General features: G+C 60.2%; 24 protein-coding genes and 1 tRNA gene. 7 read left to right on the top strand and 18 right to left on the bottom strand.

Annotation, left to right across the window (positions count from 1 at the left end; genetic code table 11):
• Nucleotides 1-49 precede the first annotated feature (49 nt).
• From AC244Q_RS05800 to AC244Q_RS05790, 3 genes are all read left to right on the top strand, one after another.
• Nucleotides 50-1,951, top strand: a complete 1,902-nt coding sequence (locus AC244Q_RS05800; protein WP_128407185.1) for a putative bifunctional diguanylate cyclase/phosphodiesterase — start codon at nucleotides 50-52, stop codon at nucleotides 1,949-1,951.
• Between the two features lie 136 nt (nucleotides 1,952-2,087).
• The gene (locus AC244Q_RS05795; protein WP_171815713.1) at nucleotides 2,088-2,747 is read left to right on the top strand and encodes an HD domain-containing protein; all 660 of its coding nucleotides are present in this window, start codon (nucleotides 2,088-2,090) and stop codon (nucleotides 2,745-2,747) included.
• 9 nt (nucleotides 2,748-2,756) lie between these two features.
• A complete protein-coding gene (locus tag AC244Q_RS05790; protein ID WP_012756794.1) occupies nucleotides 2,757-3,614 on the top strand; it encodes an MOSC domain-containing protein in 858 nt (285 codons plus the stop codon).
• A 67-nt stretch (nucleotides 3,615-3,681) separates the two neighbouring features.
• Here the strand turns inward: AC244Q_RS05790 and AC244Q_RS05785 are convergent, their stop codons facing one another.
• The 12 genes from AC244Q_RS05785 to rpoZ form a co-directional block, all read right to left on the bottom strand.
• Entirely contained in the window at nucleotides 3,682-4,677 is a 996-nt protein-coding gene (locus AC244Q_RS05785) for an aldo/keto reductase (RefSeq protein ID WP_012756793.1), read from the bottom strand.
• Between the two features lie 102 nt (nucleotides 4,678-4,779).
• Nucleotides 4,780-5,550: a DNA repair protein RecO gene (gene recO / locus AC244Q_RS05780; protein WP_012756792.1), complete on the bottom strand. Its 771-nt coding sequence runs from the start codon at nucleotides 5,548-5,550 to the stop codon at nucleotides 4,780-4,782.
• Nucleotides 5,551-5,671: 121 nt separating this feature from the next.
• Entirely contained in the window at nucleotides 5,672-6,157 is a 486-nt protein-coding gene (locus tag AC244Q_RS05775; RefSeq protein ID WP_012756791.1) for a response regulator, read from the bottom strand.
• Between the two features lie 208 nt (nucleotides 6,158-6,365).
• Nucleotides 6,366-7,118 carry a Crp/Fnr family transcriptional regulator gene (locus AC244Q_RS05770; protein ID WP_012756790.1) on the bottom strand — a complete coding sequence of 251 codons (753 nt, stop codon included), beginning with the start codon at nucleotides 7,116-7,118 and terminating at the stop codon, nucleotides 6,366-6,368.
• Nucleotides 7,119-7,268: 150 nt separating this feature from the next.
• Nucleotides 7,269-8,210: a GTPase Era gene (gene era / locus AC244Q_RS05765; protein WP_012756789.1), complete on the bottom strand. Its 942-nt coding sequence runs from the start codon at nucleotides 8,208-8,210 to the stop codon at nucleotides 7,269-7,271.
• A 7-nt stretch (nucleotides 8,211-8,217) separates the two neighbouring features.
• On the bottom strand, nucleotides 8,218-8,937 hold the full coding sequence (gene rnc, locus AC244Q_RS05760; RefSeq protein ID WP_003546941.1) for a ribonuclease III: 720 nt from the start codon (nucleotides 8,935-8,937) through the stop codon (nucleotides 8,218-8,220).
• Nucleotides 8,934-9,677, bottom strand: a complete 744-nt coding sequence (gene lepB, locus AC244Q_RS05755; RefSeq protein WP_012756788.1) for a signal peptidase I — start codon at nucleotides 9,675-9,677, stop codon at nucleotides 8,934-8,936. Before lepB ends, rnc begins: the two co-directional genes overlap by 4 nt.
• 157 nt (nucleotides 9,678-9,834) lie before the next feature.
• Nucleotides 9,835-10,239 carry a holo-ACP synthase gene (gene acpS / locus AC244Q_RS05750; RefSeq protein WP_012756787.1) on the bottom strand — a complete coding sequence of 135 codons (405 nt, stop codon included), beginning with the start codon at nucleotides 10,237-10,239 and terminating at the stop codon, nucleotides 9,835-9,837.
• Nucleotides 10,240-10,277: 38 nt separating this feature from the next.
• Nucleotides 10,278-10,868, bottom strand: a complete 591-nt coding sequence (locus AC244Q_RS05745) for a DUF2062 domain-containing protein (protein ID WP_017993490.1) — start codon at nucleotides 10,866-10,868, stop codon at nucleotides 10,278-10,280.
• 160 nt (nucleotides 10,869-11,028) lie between these two features.
• Nucleotides 11,029-11,178 carry a DUF3563 family protein gene (locus AC244Q_RS05740; RefSeq protein WP_012756785.1) on the bottom strand — a complete coding sequence of 50 codons (150 nt, stop codon included), beginning with the start codon at nucleotides 11,176-11,178 and terminating at the stop codon, nucleotides 11,029-11,031.
• A gap of 193 nt (nucleotides 11,179-11,371) precedes the next feature.
• Entirely contained in the window at nucleotides 11,372-13,606 is a 2,235-nt protein-coding gene (locus tag AC244Q_RS05735; RefSeq protein ID WP_012756784.1) for a RelA/SpoT family protein, read from the bottom strand.
• Between the two features lie 203 nt (nucleotides 13,607-13,809).
• A complete protein-coding gene (gene rpoZ, locus AC244Q_RS05730) occupies nucleotides 13,810-14,214 on the bottom strand; it encodes a DNA-directed RNA polymerase subunit omega (RefSeq protein WP_003558080.1) in 405 nt (134 codons plus the stop codon).
• 297 nt (nucleotides 14,215-14,511) lie between these two features.
• Here rpoZ and AC244Q_RS05725 point away from each other — a divergent pair, with 297 nt between their 5' ends.
• The gene (locus AC244Q_RS05725) at nucleotides 14,512-15,093 is read left to right on the top strand and encodes a LabA-like NYN domain-containing protein (protein ID WP_012756783.1); all 582 of its coding nucleotides are present in this window, start codon (nucleotides 14,512-14,514) and stop codon (nucleotides 15,091-15,093) included.
• Nucleotides 15,094-15,161: 68 nt separating this feature from the next.
• Here the strand turns inward: AC244Q_RS05725 and smpB are convergent, their stop codons facing one another.
• Together smpB and dapA are read right to left on the bottom strand one after the other, a co-directional pair.
• Nucleotides 15,162-15,641 carry an SsrA-binding protein SmpB gene (smpB, locus tag AC244Q_RS05720; protein WP_128407184.1) on the bottom strand — a complete coding sequence of 160 codons (480 nt, stop codon included), beginning with the start codon at nucleotides 15,639-15,641 and terminating at the stop codon, nucleotides 15,162-15,164.
• 102 nt (nucleotides 15,642-15,743) lie between these two features.
• Nucleotides 15,744-16,628 (bottom strand): 4-hydroxy-tetrahydrodipicolinate synthase, encoded by an 885-nt coding sequence (gene dapA / locus AC244Q_RS05715; protein WP_012756782.1) that lies wholly within the window; start codon nucleotides 16,626-16,628, stop codon nucleotides 15,744-15,746.
• 214 nt (nucleotides 16,629-16,842) lie between these two features.
• On the opposite strand from dapA, the gene AC244Q_RS05710 reads away from it, so the two are divergent.
• Both AC244Q_RS05710 and AC244Q_RS05705 read left to right on the top strand, forming a co-directional pair.
• A complete protein-coding gene (locus tag AC244Q_RS05710) occupies nucleotides 16,843-18,918 on the top strand; it encodes a lytic transglycosylase domain-containing protein (RefSeq protein WP_128407183.1) in 2,076 nt (691 codons plus the stop codon).
• A gap of 65 nt (nucleotides 18,919-18,983) precedes the next feature.
• Nucleotides 18,984-19,880, top strand: coding sequence for an alpha/beta fold hydrolase (locus AC244Q_RS05705; RefSeq protein WP_012756780.1), 897 nt, complete (start codon nucleotides 18,984-18,986; stop codon nucleotides 19,878-19,880).
• 102 nt (nucleotides 19,881-19,982) lie between these two features.
• On the opposite strand, the gene AC244Q_RS05700 is transcribed toward AC244Q_RS05705, so the two are convergent.
• The 4 genes from AC244Q_RS05700 to AC244Q_RS05685 form a co-directional block, all read right to left on the bottom strand.
• The gene (locus AC244Q_RS05700; protein ID WP_012756779.1) at nucleotides 19,983-20,990 is read right to left on the bottom strand and encodes a porin; all 1,008 of its coding nucleotides are present in this window, start codon (nucleotides 20,988-20,990) and stop codon (nucleotides 19,983-19,985) included.
• A gap of 556 nt (nucleotides 20,991-21,546) precedes the next feature.
• Nucleotides 21,547-21,637, bottom strand: a tRNA-Ser gene (locus AC244Q_RS05695).
• 169 nt (nucleotides 21,638-21,806) lie between these two features.
• Entirely contained in the window at nucleotides 21,807-23,024 is a 1,218-nt protein-coding gene (locus AC244Q_RS05690) for an NAD(P)/FAD-dependent oxidoreductase (RefSeq protein ID WP_128407182.1), read from the bottom strand.
• 186 nt (nucleotides 23,025-23,210) lie between these two features.
• Nucleotides 23,211-24,326, bottom strand: a complete 1,116-nt coding sequence (locus AC244Q_RS05685; RefSeq protein WP_012756777.1) for a Gfo/Idh/MocA family protein — start codon at nucleotides 24,324-24,326, stop codon at nucleotides 23,211-23,213.
• A 207-nt stretch (nucleotides 24,327-24,533) separates the two neighbouring features.
• Here AC244Q_RS05685 and AC244Q_RS05680 point away from each other — a divergent pair, with 207 nt between their 5' ends.
• Nucleotides 24,534-25,409: a MurR/RpiR family transcriptional regulator gene (locus AC244Q_RS05680; RefSeq protein ID WP_012756776.1), complete on the top strand. Its 876-nt coding sequence runs from the start codon at nucleotides 24,534-24,536 to the stop codon at nucleotides 25,407-25,409.
• Nucleotides 25,410-25,423 lie beyond the last annotated feature (14 nt).

Below are 25,423 nucleotides of genomic sequence, written 5' to 3'. Positions count from 1 at the left end.
ATCAAACGCGGATGCTTCCCTCCGCTGTCGTCCCGCGAGACGCATTCACATGAAAGCTGAAGCGCTCTTCTGGCGGCAATGTACCGAGGCCGTCACCGCCGATGGATCGATCGATGCGCAGCGCCTGATGGATCTTGTGATCGCGACCTATCGCGTCCATGAAAGCGACTATGACGAAATCGAGAGAAGCGCGGAAACGCTGCTAAGGGAAAACCATGCGCTGAGAGGCAATATTTCCGCCCTCAGCAAAGCGTTCGACGGACAGAAAAAGCTCTTCGAAATCATCCTCAACAACCTGCCGCTCGGTCTCAGCGTCTTCGACTCCGACCAGCGGCTGACGCTTTCCAACACCCGCTTCCGCCAGCTCTTCGACCTGACGGACGAAGATGTCATTGCCGGCGCGACAATCGCCGATCTCACGGCCAAAATGCGCGGCACGGAGAGCGCCAGCGCCAAGCCCGGCCGGCGGACCGGGCGACATTCCTCCGCAACCGCAAGGAGCAGTAGTCTCCGTCGGCGCGAATGGTTGATGGACGATGGCCGCATCATCCAGAGCATGGTGACTATCCTTTCCGACGGCAGCAACATTTCCATTCATGCCGATATTACCGAGGATCGAAGGGCGGCCGAGCGCATCACCTATCTCGCCCACCACGACCCGCTGACCGGCCTTCCGAATCGCATCCATTTCCGCGAGCAGGTGGATGCGACGCTCACAGAGCGCAGGCCAGATCAGCAGATTGCCCTCGTTCACCTCAATCTCGACCGGTTCAAATCGATCAACAACACGATGGGCGTTTCGGCCGGCGACAAGATCCTGCTGCAGGTCGCCGAGCGCATCCGAGCCTCGGCCGGTTCGGAAAACACCCTGGCGCGCCTCGGCTCGGACGAATTCGCCATCCTGCAGACGGGCAGGCAGCAGCCCCGGAACGTGACGGCGCTTGCCGAGCGGATCCGCCGGGAGCTTTCCAAACCATTCCTCCACGGCGAAAAACAGGTGGAGCTCAGCGTCTCCATGGGCATCGCAATCGCCCCTGAGGATGGCGAGGAAACCGATATCCTGTTGAAAAATGCCGGCGTGGCGCTGTCACATGCCAAGGCGGACGGCCGCAAACGCGAACGTTTCTTCGCCAGCGAGATGGAAGCGCAGATCCAGCTGCGCCACGCGCTGGAGGCGGACCTCAGAGCAGCCGTTGAGAATGAAGAATTCGAGCTGCACTACCAGCCGCTTTATGACCTCGTGCAGCGGCGCATCTGTGGCTTCGAAGCGTTGATCCGTTGGAACCACCCGGCTCGAGGCCGCGTTCCGCCGATGGATTTTATTCCGCTTGCCGAAGAGGTGGGCCTTGTCGTTGATATCGGCCGTTGGGTTTTGCACCGGGCCTGCAACGATGCAGCGCAATGGCCGGAGGGCATCAAGATCGCCGTCAACGTTTCGGCAATCCAATTCAGCAGCAGCGACCTGACGCGAGATGTCAGCGAGGCGCTTGCCGCCGCGGCGCTGTTGCCGTCGCGGCTTGAACTCGAAATCACCGAGAGCGTGCTGATGGAAAATCTAAGCGACGTGCTGCCGATCCTGCATGCGCTGAAGGAGCGCGGCATCCGCATCTCGATGGACGATTTCGGAACCGGCTATTCCTCACTGAGCTATCTCTCGAGCTTCCCCTTCGACAAGATCAAGATCGACAAGTCCTTCGTCAACGACATCGTCGACAACAAGGAAGCGCATGCGATCATGCACGCGATCATCCTGCTCGGCGATGCGCTCGGCATGCGCGTCACCGTCGAGGGCGTCGAAACGGCCGCGCAGCTGGCGCTGCTCGAATGCGAGGAGTGCGACGAGATCCAAGGCTATCACATCAGTCCGCCGCGACCGGCGCGTGACGTGCCCCATCTTCTCTCCCTGCCGCCGAACGGCGGCGTGACGCATCTTCCTGAAGCCAAGCACTGAGATCCCTCTCGATTGCGACTCGCACGGCAAGCCGCTACAAAATCGGCTGCGATTCCTGAGATCTTCGTTGTCGCATCCTTTTACCGCCCGCATTCCATTCCGCGCCGATGCCTATCGGCGGAAAACGATCTTCCTCATGACAGGTGGCGCTATGTTCGCGGCTGAAGCCTTCTCCCCACACGAAACGCTTGCCGCGGCGCTGATTGCGCATGCGGCCGACGGCGACGACGGCTCGCACGATCTTGCCCATATTCTGCGCGTCTTCAGGAATGCCATGCGCATCCATGCGGAAGAAGGCGGCGACGGGCGAGTTCTTGCCGCTTCCGTGCTGCTGCACGACTGCGTCGCCGTCGAGAAGAATTCGCCGCTGCGGGCAAAAGCATCGGCTTTGGCGGCGGAGAAGGCATCGGCGATCCTGGCGGAACTCGGCTGGAGCGAGGCCGATATCGAAGACGCAGCCCACGCAATCACCGCGCACAGTTTCTCGGCCGGGGTGACGCCGCAGACGCTGGAGGCGAAGATCCTGCAGGATGCCGACCGGCTGGACGCGATCGGCATGGTCGGCGTCGCACGCTGCTTCTATATCGCCGGGCGACTGGGATCCAGGCTCTACGATCCGTTCGACCCGGCGGCAGCGGACCGCCCGTTCGATGACAAGCGTTATGCCATTGACCATTTCCAGACGAAGCTGTTCAAACTGGCGGAAGGATTCCAGACCGAGACCGGCCGCAGGCTGGCGGCCGCGCGCGATAAAAGCCTGCGCGAATTCCTCTCGGCCTTCATGGATGAAATCTAGGAGCACAACATGCGTGTCAGCGACCTCTTCATCTACCCGCTCAAGAGCGCCCGCGGCATTGCGCTGCCGGCCGCCGACATCGACGCCTATGGGCTTCCCGGCGACCGGCGGGCGATGATCACCGATGCGCAAGGGCACTTCATCACCCAGCGCGAGCTGCCCGACCTCGCGCGCATCGAAGTGCGACCGGAAGCGAGCGCCTTTCGGCTGCTGATGCAGGGGAAAACGGACATATCGGTAGCGCCGCCTCGGCCTGAAACCCGCATGGATGTGACTGTATGGAAATCTGTCGTCAGCGCCGCCGTCGCCGATCCGGAGAGCAACCGGCAGCTTTCCGAATGGCTTGGCCGCGAGGTGCGCCTCGTCTTCTTCGACGGGCAGGCACGGCGGACGGCGAATGCCGAATGGGCCGGTGAAGCCACGCCCGTCACCTTTACCGACGGCTATCAGATCCTGGTAACGACGACCGGCTCGCTGAAAGCGTTAAATGCCGATCTCGCCGCCCATGGCGAAGGCAGTGTCGGCATGGAACGCTTTCGTCCGAACATCGTCGTCGATACCGACGAGGCCTGGCCGGAGGACCGCTGGGCGGCGATCGAGATCGCCGGCATCCGCTTCGATCTCGTCAAGCCCTGCTCCCGCTGCATCATGACGACTCAGGACCAGTTGACCGGGTCCCGCGAGGGACCAAACCCGATGCCGGCCATGGGCCGCATCCGCATGTCGGCCGACCGGCGCGTGCCGGGCCCGCTCTTCGGCTGGAACGTCACGCCGCGCGGCAGCGGCAGGATCACAATCGGTGACACCGTCCGCATCGTTGAAGAGAGGCCGGAAGGCTGGGCGCTTAAGCGCCGCGCCGCAGCATAGAGCAATTCCGGGAAGAGTGCGAAGCGGTTTTCCGTCCGGAATTGCGTGAAAACAAAGAGTTAGAGCATCACACGCGATCGAGCGCGGCATCGATGCCCGCCATGATATCGGCCGGCAACGGTCCTTTTTCCAACGCGCCGGCATTTTCCTCCACCTGGGCAACAGTGCGGAAGCCCGGAATGGGAAGGGTGCGCGGCGAGCGTGCCCAGAGCCAGGCAAGCGCGCCCTGCGTCAGCGTGCGGCCGCCTGATGTCAGGAGATCGCGGACGGCATCGAGCCGTGCGGCGAATTCCGGGGCAATACGCCCGTCCTTGAAATAGACCATCCAGTCGAGGGCCGCCCCACGGACATCCTTGGCGCCCACTGCCTTGTCGGCGGTGAACTTGCCGGTCAGCAGCCCCATCGCCAGCGGACCGCGATTGATTGACATCAGGCCTTTCCCCTCGATCACCGAGATCATCTCCGGCACCGGTTCGAAAACATTCATCGTATGCTGGATCGAGACGTACCCCTGGCGGCTGGTATGACGGGCGGCACGATCGGGAAAATCGGTGCTCCAGCCGAACGCATCGATCTTGCCTTCGGCGCGCAGCGCCTCCAGCGTATCGAAGACGGCATCCGACTGTTCCAGCGGAAAATCATTGAGGTGGAACTGCAGGAGATCGAGACGATCGCGCTCGAGGCGGCGCAGCGAGGTCTCGACCGAACGGCGGATGAAGGCCTCATCGGCGAAGGCGCCGGTTGCCTGCTTGGTTTCCGGATCGGTGGCGAAGCCGAACTTGGTGGCGATGACGATATCGTCGCGATTGCCGATCGCCCGACCGAGCACTTCCTCCGAGTGGCCAGCGCCGTAGTTCGAGGCCGTGTCGAAGAAGCGGATGCCGAGTTCGATGGCGCGGTGGATCGCTTCCACGGATTCATCGTCGTCGACATCACCCCAGCCTAGCGGCGTGTCGCCGGCGAAGAAGGGACCGCCGATCGCCCAGCATCCCATGCCGAGACGCGGTATTTCGCGGCCATTCCAGAGCGTGATCGTTGTCGATGATGCGGGCTTGGTCAGCATGAGATCCTCCTTGATTGGCAGTCCTGTGAAGACATAGGAGGCGCTCATGAGCGGGTAAACCGCCAAATCCGGAGGATGTTTTGCACCGGTAAAAAACGGAGGTCAGGCGGAAACACCGTTCGGACCAGAAAGCGTCCGTGGGGTTGGATTAAGCGCCTTGAGTGCCGCCTGAACGAAGCCGTCGCGGGCTGCTACGGCTTCGATCCCGCGCGGCTCGTAGACATGGCGATGCAGAAAGAACCCTGTCAGACGGAATGCGGCTGAGAGACTTTCGAAGTCGGCCGCATGATTGCCTTCGATGCGGAGGAACGGCGGCAGGAGCAGCATCTTGTCCGCCCAGGGCGCACCAGCAGCGCGGCTGACGGCGCGGCCGGATTTCGGCGAGACATAGACGAGATCGGAACGGGCGCCCGTCGCGGCGCATTCGGCAAGATCGAGGCCGAAGCCGAGATCATTCAGCACCGCAAGCTCGAAACGCACGAAGAGTTCGCCAGCATCGGCCGGGTTATGCAGGTGATCGAGGATGACCTCAAGCGCATCGAAGAGGTGCGGATGCGGATCACGCTCCGGCAGCAGCCGCAGCAGCGCACCCATCGCCTGGACACCGTAGACGGCGGTCGCCGTTTCCATCAGCCGGGCAGCGCGCAGCGTCACCGGCTCAACGCGAAATTCGCCCAGATGCTCGTCAAGCCGGGCACGCCAGATGACTTCCACGGCATTGCCCGCCTGCAGCACCGGCTGCATGGCGCGCGAGCGTCCGGAGCGCACCAGGCCGAGATGGCGGCCACGATCACGCGTCATCACCTCGACGATGACGCTCGTCTCCCCGTGGCGTTTGACGCCCAGAATGATCGCATGGTCCTGCCACTGCATCGAAAGAAGTCCTTACGGCTGACGAATCCATCCTACTGCATAATTCAACGCGTTACAGCGTCCTTTGCGCGTCTGAAAAGACGCGCTGCAATGCAAGGCCTGGCTTCCGTCATGGACCGCTTCAGGCGACAGCCGGGAAAAGCCTCTGCAGGAATTCCCGCATCGCCGTTTCGTCGAACGGCTTCACCAGAAGCGGTATGTGCTGCAGGTCAGGCGGGAAATCGCCGGTATCGGAATAGCCGCTGACGAAGCCGAAAGGGATGCCGATATCGAGAAGATGGCGGGCAAATCCGAAACTCATGCCCTCGCCGAGATTGACGTCAAGAAGGGCGAAATCATATTTCTCCGCAGCGATGGCAGCCCTCGCCTGTTCCAAACTGCCGACGATATCGATGCTCTCGACGCCGGCCAGGCGCAGAATATCCTCCGCCTCCATCGCGATGATCAAACTGTCTTCAAGAACCAGAACACGGATTGCGCTCATGATTCGATGCCCCTCGTCGGGCGCCTGTCGCAGCGCCCCGGCCGTTTCGCCAACATCATTGCCCTCCGGTGCCCCGCATGGCACGCTATCGGTGAATTCCGCCACCTTTTCTGAATAAACCATTTTTCTGCCCGGTCGATAAGAATCAAAATCGGAGGAAAGACGACGGCCGAGCTTATTTTGCCTGCTGCTAATCTGCATTTAAAAAAGACATAACCAAGCTGCTTGGCCAGGCATGTCGCGCAAAAGTGTGCAGCGGTTTTGCGACAGCGGCATGCGCAAAACAAAGACCTAAAGCGCGAGGCGCGAATCTGAAAGATCGCAACGCGCTTTAGATGAAGGGGCGTTTGCCCTCTCCGAGCCCTTCCCAGCCGGCGATCGCCATCAACTCCTCGCCGTTCAGCACCTCGCAGCCGCGCTCCTGCCAGCGGATCAACCCACGTTCGCTGAGCTTTTTCAAGGTCTTGTTGGTATGAACGATGGAAAGGCCGAGCGTGTCGGCAATGTGCTGCTGGGTGATGGGGATGAATTTGCGGCCGTTGAAGATATTGAGCTTCCGGCCGCGCTCGAACAGGAAAGCGATCAGGTAGGCTGCTCTTTCCAGCGCCGTGCGGCGGCCGATGCTCAGGAGATGCTCATCCAGGATGCGCTCCTCGCGCGCGGCGATCCAGGTGATGTCGAAGGCGAGCGAGGCGTGCTTGTTGTAGAGCGTCATCAGCCTGTCACGCTCGAAGACACAAAGGGACACGGGCGAAAGCGCTTCGACGGAATGCTGCATTTCACCGGCAATCGTTCCCTGCAGACCGACCAGGTCGCCCGGCATGATATAGTTCAGAATTTGGCGGCGCCCGTCCTCCAGCATCTTGTAGCGGAAGCCCCAGCCGGCAAGCACCGTGAAGAGGTGAGCGCTATGTGCGCCCTCGACGAGGATGGTGGAGCCGGCATCGACGGCAAGCTCACCCCTCTTGAAGCTCGAAACGAATTCCAGCTCGTCACGGCTGAATTCCCTGAAATGCGGCAGGGGCCGCAAAGGACATTGCTCGCAAGGGGTCTTGAAAGAATTGATGGGTCTCGACGTCGCCATACTTGCCCCCGCCGTCGCAAAATCGGCGCGCCAACATTAGCGCGCCGTTCATCAAGGAATGCGCAAAGCATGGATTTGTTCCATGAGCGAGGCGGATTTTTTATGCGGAAACAAAGGGCTGGCGCCAACCCGGCGAAATCCTTGCCATGCTTATTTCGGGAAATCGAGACCCATTTCGCGGAACCGCTCGGGATCATCACCCCAATTTTCGCGAACCTTGACGAACAGGAAGAGATGGACCGGCTGTTCGAGGATCTGCGACAATTCCTTGCGCGATGCAGTCGAGATCGCCTTGATGGTTTCACCACCCTTGCCGAGCGCGATCTTCTTCTGGCTGTCACGCTCGAGATAGATCACCTGCTCGATCCGCACCGAGCCGTCCTTGCGCTCTTCCCACGTCTCCGTTTCGACATGCGAGGCATAGGGAAGCTCCTGGTGCAGGCGCAGAAACAGCTTCTCGCGGGTAATCTCGGCGGCGAGCTGGCGCATCGGCAGATCGGAGATCTGGTCTTCCGGATAGTACCACGGCCCCTCCGGCAGCGTTTTCGCCAGATAGTCCATGAGGTCGTCGCAGCCGGAGCCGTTTTCGGCGGAGATCATGAAGGTGCGCTCGAAAGCGATCTTCTCGTTGGCGGCAGCGGCCAGTGCCAGCAGATCCTCGCGGTTGACGCGGTCGATCTTGTTGAGCAGCAGGATCTTCGGCTGCCGGACTTCCTTGAGGCCTTCGAGGATGGCTTCCGCATCGCCGCGCAGGCCGCGCTCGCTGTCGATCAGCAGCACGATCAGATCGGCATCCCTCGCACCGCCCCAGGCCGAGGTCACCATCGCGCGGTCAAGCCGGCGGCGCGGCTTGAAGATACCAGGCGTATCCATGAAGACGATCTGGGCATTGTCATGGATCGCGATGCCGCGGACGATGGCCCGCGTCGTCTGCACCTTATGGCTGACGATCGAGACCTTGGCGCCGACGAGGCGGTTCACCAGCGTCGACTTGCCGGCATTGGTCGGCCCGATAAGCGCGACAAAGCCCGAATGCGTCGGACCATTGGTTTCTGCGGCAGCTTCGGCCGCGATCTCTTCTTCTTGTGTCATTGTCCCGTCAGTTTCCGGCAGGCGATTGCTGCCAAATGCCTTCGCGCTCAAGCATCTTCGTTGCCGCGACCTGTTCAGCGGCACGCTTCGACCGCTCTACGCCGGTTTCGGGCTTAATGCCAGCAACTTCCACCGTCACCTTGAAGCGTGGATCATGATCCGGTCCGCTGCGTTCATCAACCCGGTAGATCGGCGTGACGCCGAATTTCGCATGCGACCACTCCTGCAGCTCGGTCTTGGCGTCGCGCTTGGCGCCATCGGCCCGCACCGCCCTGCCCTGCCAGTAACGCAGAATGAACCGGCGGGCAACTTCGAGGCCGCCGTCGAGATAGATCGCGGCGATCAGGCTTTCGACGACGTCGGCGCGCACGTTCATCATCCGCTTGCCGGTCAGTTTCTTCACATCGGCGCCGGTGCGGATATAGAGATGAAGATTGAGTTCATCGGCGACCGCGGCACAGGTTTCGGCGCTGACGAGCTGGTTGAGGCGAACCGAGAGCTCGCCTTCTCCTGCTGTGCCGAAGGTGCGGAACAGAAGCTCGGCGATGCAGAGCCCAAGGACCCTGTCGCCGAGGAATTCCAGCCGTTCGTAATTGCCGCCCTTTTCGGTGCGGGCGCTGGCATGGGTCAGCGCGCGATCCAGGCGTTCCTTTTCAGCGAAGTCATGACCGATCAGGGCTTCAAGCTTTGCGCGGTCCGCCGCAGAAAGCGTCTGCGCCTTACTCATTCAACAACCTTGAAGAGGCGGTCCCAACGCATGTTCGTCGGCCACTTCCAGATTTCGCGGAAGGAGGTGTCGTTGCCGAGCGAGAAGAAGATGACGCTGGCACGGCCGACAAGATTTTCGGCAGGCACGAAGCCGACGTCGAAGCGGCTGTCGAGCGAGTTGTCGCGGTTGTCGCCCATCATGAAATAATGGCCTTCCGGCACGATGAATTCGCGGGTGTTATCGCCACGCGACACCGGCGACTGATCGAGCGTGTCGTAGGACTTGCCGTCGTCGAGCGTTTCGCGGAACACCGGCACGTCCTCGCCCGGGTCGAGCTTGTAATCCGAAGTGAACGCACCGTCCGCCACCTTCGGAACCGGCTTGCCGTTGACGTAGAGCACGCCGTCGGTAACCTGGATACGGTCGCCGGGCAGGCCGATGCAGCGCTTGATATAGTCGATTTCGGGGTTCGGCGGGAAACGGAAGACGACGATGTCGCCACGCTTCGGATCGGCGCCGAACAGGCGGCCGCTGAAAACATCTGGCGAGAAGGGCAGCGAATATTTCGAATAGCCGTAAGCGAACTTGTTGACGAAGATGTAGTCGCCGACCAGCAGCGTCGGCATCATCGAACCGGACGGAATGGTAAAGGGCTGGAACAGCACCGTTCGGATCACCATCGCCAGAATCAGCGCCTGGATGATGACTTTGATATTTTCCCAGAGGGCGTTCGGCTTGGCTTCGACTTTTTCGGACACGCAGTCTTATTCCTTCAAGACGCCGCGGCGGCGCAATTCTTTCTGTCGTTCTCTCTAGCGGCTTCGACCGGTTGCGGCAATGGCGACAACATCAAAAGCGACGAGAGGTCGCGATCAACAGCGCCCGAGGTCGCGATCAACGCTCCCGAGGTCACGATCAGAGGCTCTCGGGCAACGCCTCGATAATGACGAAGGCCTGCGCCAAGGGATAATCATCCGTTATTGTCAAATGAATGGCGGGCCTGTGGCCCACGGGCAGCAGTGATTCGAGGATCAGCGCGGCGCCGCCCGATAAAAGCATGGTCGGCTTGCCGCTCGGCAGGTTGACGACGCCCATGTCCTTCCAGAAGACGCCCTGCGCTATGCCGGTGCCGAGCGCCTTGGAACAGGCCTCCTTGGCGGCAAAACGCTTGGCATAGGATGCGGCACGGTTTGCCCGCTTGTCGGAACGGGCGCGCTCGATCTCGGTGAAGCAACGATGGGTGAAACGCTCACCGAAGCGCTCGATGGATTTCTCGACACGGCGAATGTCGATCAGATCGCTGCCAATGCCGATGATCATGCCGGAGCCTTCCGTCGCTTAAGAATTCTTGATCGGGTTCATACGCTCGGCATGTTGCCGGCTGGAACGGCAAGGCGCAGGCGCGCCCGCTCCATCAACCGTATATGCCGGCGCGTCTGAAAACCCCTGGCGGTGTAGAACGTCAGCGCATAGAGCGCAACGGAAGTGACGATCGCCGGCGGGATGGCGCCGACCAGCATCGGCTCCAGCACCGGCCTCCATAGCTCAGTGAAGTTCAGCTTGTGGAAAAGGGCGGCGAGATCCAGCGTCTGACCGGCCAGTTGATCCTTACGGCTCAACAGCAAATGTCCGATCTCCCAGGTGATCCCCCAGATAAAGGGATAGGTCAGCGGATTGCCGAAGGCGGCGCAGCCGAGGGCGGCGGCCACCATGCTACCGGAGAGGAAATAGGTGATGACGAAAGCCATGACGAAATGCACGCCGATGAAAGGCGTCCACGAGACGAAGACACCCGCAGCGACGCCGGCGGCAACCGCATGCGGCGAAGCGCTCAGGCGCAGGACGCGCATTGTCAGGTAACGGATCGGGCGAAGGAAACCCTTGCGGGGCCACAAAAGCTCCCGCATCTTTTCCTTGAATCCCGCAGGTTTGCGACGGCGAAACAACATGGCCGGTATTTAGTGCAGTGCACACCACCATGACAAGAGCGGCAAATGATACCGCTCGAAAATCCGCCCCTCATTTCTCTCTGTGAAGAGGAGCTTCTTCATGCCGAGGGGCGTCCGTTATGCATAACGTCCCTCACTCGTCTCAAGTATAAGTTTGGTATCAGCGATTACGGAACAGACCGCGATCGACCTGGCGCTGACGAAACTCGAGGTCGATACGGTCGAACGAGCCATCCAAATATGCCATTTCACGTTCCTGCGTGGTCGGAGCGCGAAAGGCACGAGCGAATTTCTTAATAGGGTCAAACATTACGTTGTCTCATCTTCTGTTTACGTTTCGATGACCAGAAGATAGGCCCAGCAGAGGTTAATTACCACCACCGCAACATGGAGACAGCCATGCACTCACTGCATTACTCGCCTTTTTGATGCGCCATTCCGATCCTAAAACGACCATAAAATGTGCAATTTTTCGCTCAAATCCCTGAGGGCTTAATAAAAACTTACTCGTAGAGCCGCCGGACCGTGGCGATGCAATCCAGTTCCTTCATCTGGGCGAGCAGCTGGTTGAGCTGACGCAGGTCCCAGACCTCGACCTCGAGCATCATTTCGGTGAAATCGGCCGCCACCCGCACCGTGTTCAGCAAGCGGATATTGACGTCGATGCCTGCCACCGTCTGGGCGACCTTGGCAAGCGTGCCGGGTTCATTCAGCCCATTCACCATGATGCGCGCCATGAAACGCGACTTATTGGCTTCGTCGAGATCCCAGCGGACGTCGATCCAGCGGTCGGGCTGATCGTCGAAGCGCTGCAGGCTCGGCGACTGGATCGGATAGATGGTGATGCCCTTGCCCTGGTCCATGATGCCGACGATGCGATCGCCGGGCACGGCACCGGTCGGCGCGAACTTGACGTCGACATTGCCGGACAGGCCGCGGATCGGCCCGATATCGGCATCGGCGTCGATTTCCGAATGGCCGCCGTCGTGCCCTGCCTTGGTCTTGCCGGGGATCTTGAAGATCATGCCGGCGGCGCTGCGGACGTTGAACCAGCCGTCATCGCCGGAGGGCTTCACGGTGACGCGCTCGTCCTGATGATCAGGATAGACGGCGCGCAGCACGTCGAGCGAAGACATTTCGCCGCGGCCGACAGCGGCGATCGCATCCTCGACATCCTTCTGGCCGAGACGGTGCAGCGCCGGCTTCATCGCCTCGCGCGAGAAAATCTTGCCGGCCCTGTTGAAGGTGCGCTCGAGAATGCGGTGGCCGAGGCCGGCATATTGCTTGCGGATCGCCATGCGGGTGGCGCGACGGATGGCGGCGCGCGCCTTGCCGGTCACGACGATCTCCTCCCAGGCGGCCGGCGGAACCTGCACGCCGGAGCGGATGATCTCGACCTCGTCGCCATTCGCAAGCCGCGTCACCAGCGGCATGATGCGGCCGTTGATCTTGGCGCCCACCGTGGTATCGCCGATATTGGTGTGCACCGCATAGGCGAAATCGATCGGGGTGGCGCCACGCGGCAAGGCAATCAGCTTGCCCTTCGGCGTGAAGCAGAAGACCTGGTCCTGGAACAGCTCGAGCTTGGTGTGCTCGAGGAATTCTTCCGGGCTGTCGCCCTCGGCCAGCGCCTCGATCGTATGGCGCAGCCAGGAATAGGCATTGGATTCGCGAGAAAGGATGTCGCCATCGGCATTGGTGGCGCCGTCCTTATAGAGCGTGTGGGCGGCGATGCCGAATTCGGCGATTTCGTGCATGCGCTTGGTGCGGATCTGCAGTTCGATGCGCTGGCTGGAAGGACCGACGATGGTGGTGTGCAGCGAACGGTAGTCGTTCTGCTTCGGCGTCGAGATATAGTCCTTGAAGCGGCCGGGCACGACGCGCCAGCGCGTGTGGACGATGCCGAGCGCCCGGTAACAGGAGGGTATGTCCTCGACGATCAGGCGGAAGCCGTAGACATCGGAAAGCTGCTCGAAGGAAAGCGACTTCGACTGCATCTTGCGGAAGACCGAATAGGGCTTCTTCTGCCGGCCCTTGACGTAGGCGCTCGTCAGGCCGCTTGCGACCAAAAGGTCGCGCAGCTCGGCCTCGATCTTCTTGACGATGCCCTCGTTGCGCTTCGAAAGCTCTTCCAGCCTTTTGGTGACGGTCTCGTAGGCTTCCGGGTTCATATGCCGGAAGGAGAGCTCTTCGAGTTCCTCGCGCATGTCCTGCATGCCCATGCGGCCGGCGAGCGGCGCATAGATTTCCATCGTCTCCTCGGAGATGCGGGCACGCTTGTCGGCCGACATGTGATCGAGGGTGCGCATATTGTGCAGGCGGTCGGCAAGCTTGACGAGCAGCACGCGCACATCGTCGGAAATGGCGAGCAGCAGCTTGCGCAGGTTTTCCGCCTGCTTGGCCTTTTTGGTGACGAGATCGAGCTTCTTGATCTTCGTCAGACCCTCGACCAAGCGGCCGATATCCTCGCCGAACAGTTCATCGATTTCGGCGCGCGTCGCCGTCGTATCCTCGATGGTATCGTGCAGCAGAGCGACCGCGATCGTCGATTCATCGAGGTGCATGTCGGTGAGGATGGCGGCGACCTCGAGCGGATGGGAAATATAGGGATCGCCGCTCGCGCGCTTTTGCTGGCCATGTTTCTGCATGGCATAAACATAGGCCTTGTTCAGCAGTGCTTCATTGGCATCGGGCTTGTATTGCTGAACCCGCTCCACGAGCTCGTACTGCCGCATCATTCCAAAGCCACTCCGATAAAAATAAAAGCGCGCCAATCAACGATTGGCGCACACATGGGCAATAATATGCCTAACCAATAAAGGTGCAAGATTGACGATTGGTAATCGTCGCTCTTTTGCATCGCATGCCGCTTTTTCCGGATCGCATCAGTGCGACCGGGGGATCGCATTCAACCGATGCGACAGGGATCCGGCAGACGCGCTTAGTAGTCGTCGCTCTTTTCCGGCGGCACCAGGCCTTCGATGCCGGCGAGCAGCTCTTCTTCCGACATCTGGTCGAAAGTGATCGTCTCGGGCACGTCGTCCTGCTCTTCGCTGTCGGCTGCGGCGACACCGCCGGCAGCGATCATGCTTGCCGGATCGGGTTCGGGCTCGTCGACTTCGACATGCTTCTGCAGCGAATGGATCAGATCTTCCTTGAGGTCATCCGGCGAAAGCGTCTCATCGGCAATTTCGCGCAGGGCCACCACAGGGTTCTTGTCGTTGTCGCGATCGATGGTGATCGAGGCACCCTGGGAAATCAGCCGGGCGCGGTGGCTGGCGAGCAGAACCAGCTCGAAGCGGTTCTCCACCTTGTCGATGCAATCTTCAACTGTGACACGGGCCATTGCCTGTCCTTTACGGTCGTCATTTCGGGATTAACACGCCCGATACAATTAAAACCGGGCAAATACAAGTTTTTCATTCCGGCTCCCCTCGTCTTTATCCGCGGCTGAGCTAGATTCCCATGGAGAATGTCATAATTCCACCGACGGTTGCTTGGAATATGTCGAATCGTGCCCTAAATCTTTCATATATGAATAATTCATAAAGTAAGGGCCGGATCGAAATCGAAACACAAGCTATTGTTTTTATTTAAGTTTGGCCCATGCGGATTTCGATTGCTCTCATTGGATTGGTAAGCGATGTTTGACCCACGCGAAAAAATTGCACTCTTCATTGACGGCGCCAATCTCTACGCTGCATCCAAGAGCCTCGGCTTTGACATCGATTACCGCAAGCTCTTGAAAGCGTTCCAGAAACGCGGATATCTGCTGCGCGCGTATTATTATACCGCTCTGATCGAAGATCAGGAATATTCATCGATCCGGCCGCTGATCGACTGGCTCGACTACAACGGCTACAAAGTCGTCACCAAGCCCGCCAAGGAATTCACGGATTCCATGGGCCGCCGAAAGATCAAGGGCAACATGGACATCGAGCTTGCGATAGACGCCATGGAACAGTCCGAAACGGTCGATCATCTCGTCATCTTCTCGGGCGACGGTGATTTCACGAACCTGGTCGAGGCGTTGCAGCGCAGAGGCCGCAAGGTCTCGGTGATCTCGACCATGGCGACCCAGCCGCCGATGATTGCCGACGACCTGCGCCGTCAGGCCGATCATTTCATCGATCTCTTATCTCTGAAGGCTGAAATCGGTCGCGACCCCTCCGAGCGGGCGCCACGCCCGGTCGAAGTCGCCCCGGTCAGCGATCTCGAGGATTGACCTCTCCATCATCCCGAACCGAAGTGGCCGCGACGATCAGGACGTGATCATAAACCACGGCAACGCGGTCAGCCATAAGCTTTCAGCAGGCGGCTCTTCTGCCGGTTCCAATCGCGCTCCTTCTCGGATTCGCGCTTGTCGTGCAATTTCTTACCCTTGGCGAGCGCCAGTTCCATCTTCGCCCGACCGCGATCGTTGAAATAGATCTTCAGCGGGATCAGCGTCATGCCTTCGCGGTTGATCGCAGAGCGCAGGCGATGGATTTCACGGCCCGACAGCAGCAGCTTGCGGCGCCGGCGCGGCTCGTGATTGAAGCGGTTGGCCTGCAGATATTCCGGCAGATAGGAATTGATCAGCCAGATCTCGCCGCCCTCATCCGAGGCGTAGGATTCGGCGATATTGGCCTTGCCTTCGCGCAGCGACTTGACCTCCGTGCCCATCAGCACGATGCCCGCCTCGTAAGTATCGATGATCTCGTAGTTGAAGCGGGCCTTGCGGTTTTCGGCCACGATCTTGTTCACCACGCGCTGGCTGCCTTTGGGGGCCATGACGATATTCCAATTGCTTTTTTAGAGCGCGAAAAGCCGCGCCCTCATTCCTTGCCCTCTATGTAAGGGAGAGACCCCGTCTTGTGAAGACGGCCAGTCTCGTCAGTTCAACAGGCCTGCATGGCGCATCGCGGCGTCAATCGCCGATTCCGTTGCCGGCTCCAGCGTCGAAAGCAGGGGCGAACGAACGTTGCGGCTCATCCGGCCAAGTTTGGAGAGCCCGTATTTGGCGCCGCAAAGACCCGGCTCAAGGAAGATCGCCTTGTGCAGCGGCATCAGCCGATCCTGATATTCCAGGGCGCGGGCATAGTCGCCTGCCAGCGTTGCCGCCTGGAAGTCGGCGCAAAGGCGCGGGGCGACATTGGCCGTTACCGAAATACAGCCGACACCGCCATGGGCGTTGAAGCCGAGCGCCGTCGCATCCTCGCCGGATAATTGTCTGAAATCCGCGCCGCAGGTGATGCGCTGTTCGGAGACGCGCTCGATCTTGCCCGTCGCATCCTTGACGCCGACGATATTTTTGTGCGCCTTGGCGAGCGCACCCATCGTTTCCGGCGTCATGTCGACCACCGAGCGGCCGGGGATATTGTAGATATAGATCGGCAGATCGACGGCCTCGGCGATCGCCGAAAAATGGGCGATCAAACCCTTCTGCGTCGGCTTGTTGTAATAGGGCGTGACGACCAGAACGGCGTTCGCACCGACCTTTTCGGCATGCTGGGCAAGCTCGATCGCCTCACGTGTATTGTTCGAGCCGGCGCCGGCCATGACGGGAACGCGTTTTGCGGCAACTTCGATGCACAGTTCGACCACCCGTTTGTGCTCGGCATGCGACAGCGTCGGGGATTCGCCTGTCGTGCCGACCGGAACGAGACCGCCGCTGCCTTCCTTGATCTGCCAGTCGACATGAGCGGCGAAGCTGTCTTCGTCGATCAGTCCGGCATCCGTGAAGGGGGTGACGAGGGCGGGAATGGACCCATTGAACATGCAAAGCTCCTCACGACCAAATCCTTGCTTCGGCCGCATTCCATGAATAAGAGTTGCGCACCATAGAGCGCCGAAATCATCGCGACAAGCGCGCAGAGTTCGGTTTAGGGCAAATTCCGATAGCAGATGTGAATGAATTTTACCTGGTACGGTAAGGTTTCGTTAAGATGCCTCTAGCCAAATGGCAGGGCGTGTTTTCGTTGCGAGATCCCGGATGAAGAAAGCTGTCCTGATTCTGTCCGCCTTCGGCTTCATTGCCGCCGCGTGGAGCAGTGTTGCGTCGCCGCTTCCCGGCGAGAGCGCTTCCATGCCTGCCGTCAAGCCGCTTGGCTTCATTCCCGAGACAGCCATACCGGAATCGATTACAACGGGCGCCATTCTGCGGAATCCGGCCATCGCGCCTGTCAATGGCGACCTGAAAGCCGGCCTCGATGCGCTTTCCGACAAAGACCCGCAGCTGGCGCTTTCGATCCGCGACCGCATGCGCGACGAGACGCTCGACCGCCATATCCTCACCTGGGCGATCGCCGTTTCCGGATTGAAGGGCGTTCCCTCCTATGAAATCGCCAGCGCCGCACAGGAACTCAAGGGCTGGCCGGGTCTTTCGCGGCTGCGTTCCTATTCCGAACGCGCGATCTATGACGAAAATCCCGCCCCTCCCGCCGTGCTCGCCGCCTTCGGCGATACCGCGCCTGAGACGATGCAGGGCGCCGTCATTCTCGGCCGGGCGCTGGTTGCGTCAGGCAAGCAGGCGCAGGCGGCAAAATATATCCGCAAGGTCTGGCGCGAGGAGGCTCTCGACAAGGCGACCGAGGACAAGATCCTCATCGAGTTTTCCGCGCTGTTGACGCCTGCCGACCACAAGGCGCGGATGGACTATCTGATGTATCGCGGCCGGGTGGCGCAGGCCAAGCGCTTCGGCGACATGGGCCAGGCCCAGTCGCTCTATACGGCCTGGGCTGCCGTTGACGCCAAAGCCGGCAATGCCGGCGCGCTGCTCAACGCCGTCGATGCAAAATGGCGGGGCGATGCCGGCCTGCTGTTTGCGCGGATCGAGTATCTGCGCAGGCAGGACAAATATGCCGAGGCGGCAGCGCTTCTGGAGCAGATGCCGCCCGAGCGCAGCGAACTCGTCAATTCCGGCGAATGGTGGAACGAGCAGCGCATCGTCAGCCGTGGCCTCGTCGACCAGGGACAATTCAAGCCTGCCTATCGCATCGTCGCAAACTACGCGGCAACGAGCCCGACGGATATCGTCGAGGCTGAATTCCATGCCGGATGGTACGCACTTCGCGGCCTGCAGGACCCGGAAACGGCGGAAAGACACTTCCGCAAGATCCTCCAGACATCAAACGGGCCGATCTCGGTTTCACGCGCCTGGTATTGGCTGGGACGAGCAGCGGAGGCCGGAGGCCCCGGCAAATCCAGCGAATTCTATGCGAAGGCGGCGAATTTTCCCGGCACCTTCTATGGCCAGCTCGCGGCCGAAAGGCTGGGGCGAAAGACGCTTGATGTCACCTATCCCGCACCGAGCACGGCCGACCGGCAGCGCTTCCAGGCACGCGAAGCCGTGCAGGCGATCGCCCGACTGGAGGCCGCCGGCCATGGATGGCGAGCCGCCATTCTCTATCTCGCGCTCGCCGACCAACTGCAAAGCCCCGGCGAATTGGCCGTCCTTGCAGCACGGGCCGAGCAATCCGGCGATCATCATCTCTCGCTGCAGATCGGCAAGATCGCCTATGGGCGCGGCATCGATGTCGCAGCGCTTGCCTTTCCGGTCGGCGTGATCCCGGCGAACGCCAATATAACAGGTTCCGGCAAGGCACTCGCCTATGCCATCGCCCGGCAGGAAAGCGCCTTCAACCCGGCCGCCGTTTCGGCGGCGAACGCGCGCGGCCTGCTGCAGCTTCTGCCGGGGACAGCCCAGGCGGTGGCCAAGCGCCACAACATCGCCTTTTCCAAGGACAAGCTGACGGCCGATGCCGGCTATAACGCGACACTCGGCGCGCATTATCTCGGTGAGCAGATCGATGCCTTCGGCGGCTCCTATATCCTCACCTTCATCGCCTATAATGCCGGGCCGAAGCGGGTGCCGGAGTGGATCGGCCGTTACGGCGATCCGCGCGGCAGGCCGATCGACGAGATCGTCGACTGGATCGAACGCATCCCCTTCCCCGAAACGCGCAACTACGTGCAGCGGGTGATGGAGAATTACGAAGTTTATAAAGCCCGTCTCGGCCAGTCCACCGATATCGAGCGCGACCTGATCGGCGGACGCAGCGCCTCCTGAAGCCGTTTGGCGCGGCTCGAAAAGCAAGCTACATCTTCGGGATCAAACAGGTCTCGAGGGATGCGATGCCGGATACGGATGAAGGCGGTTTTCAGGAACGATTTTTCACTTCTTCTGATGGGTTGAGGCTTCATGCCCGCGATTACCTGTCCGACCGGGCGGCGACCGCTGGACGGATGCCGGTGATCTGTCTGCCCGGCCTGACCCGCAATACGCGGGATTTTCATCCGCTTGCACTGCTTCTTTCCCGAGACACAAAAGTGCCGCGCAGGGTGGTTGCACTCGATTCGCGCGGGCGGGGAAACTCGGCATGGGATGAGAACAAGGCGAACTACAATCTCGCCATCGAAGCCGGCGACGTCATTGCCGCCTGCGCAGCACTCGGCATCGAGCGGGCGATCTTCATCGGCACGTCGCGGGGCGGGCTGATCCTGCATCTGATCGCGGCGACACGGCCGGATCTTCTCGAGGCTGTCATCCTCAACGACATCGGGCCTGTGCTTGAGGCTGTGGGGCTGGCGCGGATCCGCGATTACCTCAACAGCGGTCGAAAGCCGGCGGATTGGAACGAGGCGGCCGTTATATTGAAGGAAAATCATGGCGCGTCGTTTACCGCGCTTACAGAGCAAGACTGGGGCGAGATGGCGCTTGCCCTTTATCGCGATATCGATGGAAGGCCTGTCGCCGATTTCGACCCGGCGATCGCGGAGGCGCTCAAATCGATCGATTTCAGCCAGCCGCTGCCTGATCTCTGGGAGCAATTCGAAAGCCTGAGCCGGTTGCCGCTGATGCTGATCCGCGGTGACAATACGTCGCTGCTTTCACAGGAAACCGCCGGTGAAATGGCACGGCGGCATCCGGGCTTGATCCGACATGCTGCCGAAGGGCAAGGACATGCCCCGCTCCCGCATCTCGGCAATATCCCGACAGCACTTCGAGCTTTTCTCGCCACCTGCCGATAAACCTGATCGACACTGGTCAACTGGCACAATGGGCCATTCGTCCAAATACAAAAAGCCCGGCTCGAGAGCCGGGCTTTCCTGATTGACCGAAGTCAGATCAGATTAGAACGAACGCTGCAGGCGGAAGTAGCCCGTCGTGGAGTCGTCAGCATCTTCCGGATCGAGGTACTGAACCGAAGCCTTGGCGTAGAAGTTGTCGACGATCTGGTAATCAACCGTCAGACCGACCTTCCAAGCTTCGTTGTCGCTGAAGTCGTCGCCAGCAACGTAGTAGTTGCTGTAGTACTGGACACCAGGGGTGATCTTAAGCTTGTCGGTTGCCTTGATAGCGTATTCGGCAGCGATAGCCCATTCAGCCTTGGTGTAGTAGGAGCTCGGGCCGGTAGCGTATACGGCAGCGAGGCCGAGCGTACCAGGACCGATGTCAACCGTACCCATTGCACGGACAGCACCGTCTTCATTGTCGACGTCGTAGCCTGCAGTGATCTGGTAGCTGAATGCACCAGCCTTGCCGCCGAGACCGACTGCAACACCAACGTTGTTGGCTTCTTCGTCCGTCTTGTAGAAGCCGTCTTCGAGTTCGTCGACGCTGATGCCAGCGTAGAAGGAGTCGGTTTCGTACTGATAACGGATGGAGTTGTGCAGCGTGACCGGCGAGCCGATGTCGTCGGTTTCGCCGGAGAGGCCATCGTCCCACCAGCTGTAGAAGAGACCAGCGCGGAAGCCCGCGATGTCGAGGTAAGCGGAGTCGAGCTTGGCAGCCTGATCGGTGGCGTTGTCAGCATTGAACTGCATGACGATGACGCCGGTCAGCGGACCATACTCGGTGTCGCTCTTGGCCGTGAACTGAACCTGGCCGCGGGTCGTTGCATCCCAGTCAGAATCGCCGCCGATGTCTTCGCCAACGTTGACCTGGAAACGGATGTAGCCGTTGATCTTGAGGCAGGTTTCGGTGCCCGGGATGTAGAAGTAGCCGGTGCCGTAAGCGTCGCAGACGCGAACATATTCAACCGGTTCCGGCTCGGCAGCAACGATAGCGTCAGCAGCCTGAGCACCGGAAACTACTGCGAGAGCAGCAGCGGAGCCGAGAAGAAGGCTCTTGATGTTCATAAATGACCTCCAATTCAAAGTTTCGATCGGGTTTGGGATCTTTCGCTGAGCAGCGTTCCCTGCCCCATCCCCGTGTTTCAAGAAGTGGACGATCAGTCGCCCTTGCTTCCGAGGTTGAAAATACAAGACGGAAGCCGTCACGCAATCACCAACTTGTGTAGATAGGGCATTTGAGGAAGCCTTCCCGACATTCTGTTGCTGAAAGGACACAAGTCGGGCAGCCGGCCCCGGTTTCCTTTATGCTTTGTTAAGAAAACCCTGATTTTGCGGAGGCTTAGGTCGGCCCAACAAAGAATTGGACATGCGCCTAACGACACTTTCGAGACACTTTTTTGACAAAATGCGGCACTTGCGGGGGATTCATGATTGCCGGAAGCGTAACCGGACATGCACCGATCCGCTTTCGCCCCTGCCGGTGGCTTGAGCGCGGGAGGTGATTCCCGCAGGCGATTCTCTCGCTCGAGGCAGAGAGATTTTTTTGTCGCCCGGCCTAGCCGACTAAGCGAAAATGATTCCCTGCCAGAAAAACGATCGACGCGTGCTCAGGAAATCGGAATGGCGGAGAAGATGGGATTCGAACCCACGATACGCTTTTGACGTATACTCCCTTAGCAGGGGAGCGCCTTCGACCACTCGGCCACCTCTCCGGTGCGGCCTAACTATGGCGACCGGTCTGTGAATGCAAGGGTTTTTTGAGTTTTCACCAGAAGAAATGCAGCGAGCTGCAATTCGGCTGGTTACGCAAACCGACAGCGTTTCCTGCCGCAATCCGCGGAATTTGATCGCGCTTCGTTCTCGTCGATGAACAAGCCGAGCTCAGCCGAGCAGGCTCTTGAGGTCCGCAGAAGGGTCGGCGAGAATCGATTTATCGGGGTTGGTCCCGGATTCCAGCAGTTTTTTGCCGGTCACATAGGCTTTCGCGTCGTTGATCGCATCGACGGCGATCAGTTGGCCTTCCCTGAAGTACCAGACTGAATGGGCGCCTTCGCGGGTGCCGGGGCGCAGCAGCGTCTCGTCATAACCGAGATTGAAGCCGGCGATCTGCAGCTTGACGTCATACTGGTCGGACCAGAACCACGGCTTTGGCGCATAAGGGTCGCTGCCGCCGGCGATGACTGCTGCGGCTGCTTCGGCCTGGTCGACGGCGTTCTGCACCGATTCGAGCCTGATGCGACCACCCTGCCAGGGAAGAGCGGCGCAATCGCCGGCGGCAAAGATCGCCGGATCGGAGGTGCGGGCGAATTCGTCGACGACAATGCCGTTGGCGACTTCGAGGCCGGCTTCCTTGGCAAGCTGATCGTTCGGCGCGACGCCGATGCCGACGACGGCGAAATCGATGTCGATGACTGATCCGTCGGAAAGTGCGGCGCCGGTGACGCGGCCATCCTTGCCGATCAGATGCTTGAGCCCTGTCTTTTCGCGGATCACCACGTCATGGGCCTCATGGATCGCGCGCATGATGTCGGCGGTCTCCTTCGCCGCGACGCGCTGCAGGATGCGGTCGGCCATCTCGATGACAGTGACTTCCAGACCGCGATGGCGGGCAACGGCTGCCGCCTCGAGGCCGATATAACCGCCACCGATGATCAGAACACGGCGGCCGGGGCGCATCTCCTCGGCCAGCAGATCGGCATCGCGCTTGTCGCGGGCGACATAGACGCCTTCGAGATCGCCGCCGATCGCGGCCGGCAGCCGGCGCGGCGTCGAGCCGGTGGCGAGCGCCAGCGTGCCGTAATCGAGAACGGAGCTGTCCTGCAGCAGGACCTGCTTGCTGTCCGGCTTGATCTGCTCGGCCCAAGTCGAAAGGCGAAGGTCGACGTCATTGTCGGCATACCAGTGCTCGGCGCGAAACAGCAGGCGGTCGAAGGCCATTTCGCCAAGCAGGTATTTCTTCGACAACGGCGGGCGCTGATAAGGGGCGACGTCCTCTGCTCCGATGAGGGTGATCGGGCGCGTATCCTTCAACGCACGCAGCTTGGCTGCCAATGCGAAACCGGCCTGTCCCGCGCCGATGATCACCAGTCTATCCGTCACGATCTCGCTCCTGAAGCTGCGCCCGACAACCACGCCAAGGCCTATTCCCGACAGCGCCGCGTGTCTTTCAGACGCGCAAAGGACGCAGTCGCATTTTTGAGTTTCTGCATAATCCCTGAAATCGATCCCGATTTCAGGGATTATGCAGTAGCCCACGCCCCGTCAACGGAAAGCGGCCTCTTACATTCAGCCGATCTCGATCCAGCGACGCTCGTGGAAGGACTGTGCCATGGCATGCACCGACTTTTCTATCCTGAGACCGTCTTCGAATGTCACAATCGACGACGGTTCGCCTGATATTGCCCGGATCAACTCGCGGCATTCGATGATCTTCAGATCGTTGAAGCCGAGGCCGTGGCCTGGCGCCGGGATGAAGCGATCATAAGGCTGATGGGCGGGTGCCGCCAGTATCTTGCGGAAACCCTGTTCGGAGCCGCGGCCGTCGGCCTGATAGAGTTCGAATTCGTTCATCCGCTCCTGATCATAGACGATCGAGCCTTTCGAGCCGTAAATCTGCAGGGCGATCCGGCCCTTGCGACCCCAGGCGGCGCGATTCGCCATCAACACGGCGGAGATGCCACCGCCAAGCCGCATCAGCACGTTGGCGCCATCGTGGTTTTCGACGGCACGGCGGCCACCCTCGCTCAACGGGCGATCGGCATAGGGCCTCACCATATCCGTTATAACGGCCTCGACATGGCCGAAGAGATACCAGAGCAGGGACAGCGGGTGCACGGCGAAATCGTCGAGCGCGCCGTAGCCGGCGGAAAGCTCGCTCTTCCAATAAAAGAAGACATCGGGATCGGCCATGAAATCCTCGTCCATCTCGACGCGGATATGATTGACTGTGCCAATGGCGCCTTCGCCAATCAGCGTTTTGATGTGCCGCATGACGGGATTCTGGATGTAATTATAGCCAAGGGCGGCAACCCTGCTGGATTTTTTCGCCGTTTCCAGCATGCGCTCGGCATCGGCATAGGCCGGCGCCATCGGCTTTTCGCACCAGACATGTTTGCCGGCCTCAAGGGCAGCAATCGCCATCTCGGCGTGGAACTGATTGGGCGTGGTGACGGAGACGACGTCGACCTCGGGATCGGCGATCAACGCCCGCCAGTCGGCCGTTGCCTTCTCGAAGCCGAATTCACCGGCCCGAGTCTCAGCAAGCCCAGCATTGGCTTCGGCCAGATGCACGAGACGCGGACGCTCGACATCGCCGAACACCGTCTTTACTGCATTCCACGCCAATGCATGGCACTTGCCCATATAACCAGTGCCGATCAAACCGATGCCGAGTGGCTTCATTTCCGTCTCCTCGAGAGCTGCGCGCGGATTTTTGGAATATTTGGATCATTTTGACAAGGGACCTACTCACAGGCATTTCTGCGTTCTTCGCGAAGAGATTGTCCAAAAGCCTTCAATTACAGGGGATTAAAAACAATTAGCCGTGTCGTTTGAAATCGTTTATGTTCGATAATATGGAATATTTGTTTCATCTCATGAGCCGCAAGCATGGATAACGATCCCCAGAGGCACGCGCGTGTACCGCGCGATTTCGAAAGCCTGCGCAGCACCATCATCGAGCGCAAGGCAAGCATGCCGAAGCGGCTGGCACAGGTCGCCGCCTTCGCGCTCGGCAATCCCGATGAGATCGCCTTCGGCACGACGGCGAGCATCGCGGCGGCCTCCGACGTCCAACCCTCGACGCTGGTGCGCTTGGCGCATCATCTGGGCTATGGAGGCTTTTCCGACCTGCAGAGCATCTTTCGCGAAAGATTGCGGGACCGGACGCTGAGCTACGAAGAGCGCCTCGTCACGCTGGAGCAATCGAGCGGCGACGATGAGGACGCCAATCTGCTCTCTGGCTTCATTGCCGCGGCAAATCAGTCGGTCAACCGGCTGGCCGCAACGGTGCAGAGCGATACTTTCACCAAAGCGGTGAATATCCTTGCCAACGCCGAGACGATCTACCTGATCGCCAAACGGCGCTCCTACCCGCTGACGGCGCACATGACCTACGCTTTTTCTAAGCTCAACATCCGCCACCAGATCGTCGCCTCGCCGAACGGCGTCGACCCTGAAATGGTGCAGTTCGCAACACCGAAGGATGCAGCGATCGCGGCGAGCTTCTCGCCCTATGCGGCCGACAGCCTCAGCCAGAGCCAGGAGCTTGCCGATCGCGGCGTCCCCGTCATTGCGATCACCGATTCGGCCTTCTCGCCGCTTGCCGCCTGCGCCACGCACTGGTTCGAGGTGGCGGAGGCCGATTTCGCCGGCTTCCGCTCGCTTTCGGCCTCGATGGCGCTCACCATGGCATTACCGGTTGCAATCGCTGAACGGCGGCGCAAGGGTCAGCCGTCAAAACCTGTAAAAGGCAAAATGGAATAAACATTCCGAATTGA

It is taken from the genome of Rhizobium sp. CB2179 (assembly GCF_057653455.1).
The sequence above is the reverse complement of the archived record's forward strand: the minus strand, read 5'-3'. Positions and strand labels throughout refer to the sequence as shown.

What these genes read in the sequence shown, in the direction of transcription:
- AC244Q_RS05790 (WP_012756794.1), top strand. Translation starts at nt 2,757, where the DNA reads ATGCGTGTCAGCGACCTCTTCATCTACCCGCTCAAGAGCGCCCGCGGC.
- AC244Q_RS05740 (WP_012756785.1), bottom strand. Translation starts at nt 11,178, where the DNA reads ATGTTTGACCCTATTAAGAAATTCGCTCGTGCCTTTCGCGCTCCGACC.
- AC244Q_RS05700 (WP_012756779.1), bottom strand. Translation starts at nt 20,990, where the DNA reads ATGAACATCAAGAGCCTTCTTCTCGGCTCCGCTGCTGCTCTCGCAGTA.
- AC244Q_RS05680 (WP_012756776.1), top strand. Translation starts at nt 24,534, where the DNA reads ATGGATAACGATCCCCAGAGGCACGCGCGTGTACCGCGCGATTTCGAA.
- AC244Q_RS05735 (WP_012756784.1), bottom strand. Translation starts at nt 13,606, where the DNA reads ATGATGCGGCAGTACGAGCTCGTGGAGCGGGTTCAGCAATACAAGCCC.
- era (WP_012756789.1), bottom strand. Translation starts at nt 8,210, where the DNA reads ATGACACAAGAAGAAGAGATCGCGGCCGAAGCTGCCGCAGAAACCAAT.
- recO (WP_012756792.1), bottom strand. Translation starts at nt 5,550, where the DNA reads ATGCAGTGGCAGGACCATGCGATCATTCTGGGCGTCAAACGCCACGGG.
- AC244Q_RS05685 (WP_012756777.1), bottom strand. Translation starts at nt 24,326, where the DNA reads ATGAAGCCACTCGGCATCGGTTTGATCGGCACTGGTTATATGGGCAAG.
- smpB (WP_128407184.1), bottom strand. Translation starts at nt 15,641, where the DNA reads ATGGCCCCCAAAGGCAGCCAGCGCGTGGTGAACAAGATCGTGGCCGAA.
- dapA (WP_012756782.1), bottom strand. Translation starts at nt 16,628, where the DNA reads ATGTTCAATGGGTCCATTCCCGCCCTCGTCACCCCCTTCACGGATGCC.
- AC244Q_RS05705 (WP_012756780.1), top strand. Translation starts at nt 18,984, where the DNA reads ATGCCGGATACGGATGAAGGCGGTTTTCAGGAACGATTTTTCACTTCT.
- AC244Q_RS05725 (WP_012756783.1), top strand. Translation starts at nt 14,512, where the DNA reads ATGTTTGACCCACGCGAAAAAATTGCACTCTTCATTGACGGCGCCAAT.
- AC244Q_RS05710 (WP_128407183.1), top strand. Translation starts at nt 16,843, where the DNA reads ATGAAGAAAGCTGTCCTGATTCTGTCCGCCTTCGGCTTCATTGCCGCC.
- AC244Q_RS05785 (WP_012756793.1), bottom strand. Translation starts at nt 4,677, where the DNA reads ATGCTGACCAAGCCCGCATCATCGACAACGATCACGCTCTGGAATGGC.
- AC244Q_RS05795 (WP_171815713.1), top strand. Translation starts at nt 2,088, where the DNA reads ATGACAGGTGGCGCTATGTTCGCGGCTGAAGCCTTCTCCCCACACGAA.
- rpoZ (WP_003558080.1), bottom strand. Translation starts at nt 14,214, where the DNA reads ATGGCCCGTGTCACAGTTGAAGATTGCATCGACAAGGTGGAGAACCGC.
- AC244Q_RS05770 (WP_012756790.1), bottom strand. Translation starts at nt 7,118, where the DNA reads ATGGCGACGTCGAGACCCATCAATTCTTTCAAGACCCCTTGCGAGCAA.
- AC244Q_RS05775 (WP_012756791.1), bottom strand. Translation starts at nt 6,157, where the DNA reads ATGGTTTATTCAGAAAAGGTGGCGGAATTCACCGATAGCGTGCCATGC.
- AC244Q_RS05800 (WP_128407185.1), top strand. Translation starts at nt 50, where the DNA reads ATGAAAGCTGAAGCGCTCTTCTGGCGGCAATGTACCGAGGCCGTCACC.
- rnc (WP_003546941.1), bottom strand. Translation starts at nt 8,937, where the DNA reads ATGAGTAAGGCGCAGACGCTTTCTGCGGCGGACCGCGCAAAGCTTGAA.
- acpS (WP_012756787.1), bottom strand. Translation starts at nt 10,239, where the DNA reads ATGATCATCGGCATTGGCAGCGATCTGATCGACATTCGCCGTGTCGAG.
- AC244Q_RS05745 (WP_017993490.1), bottom strand. Translation starts at nt 10,868, where the DNA reads ATGTTGTTTCGCCGTCGCAAACCTGCGGGATTCAAGGAAAAGATGCGG.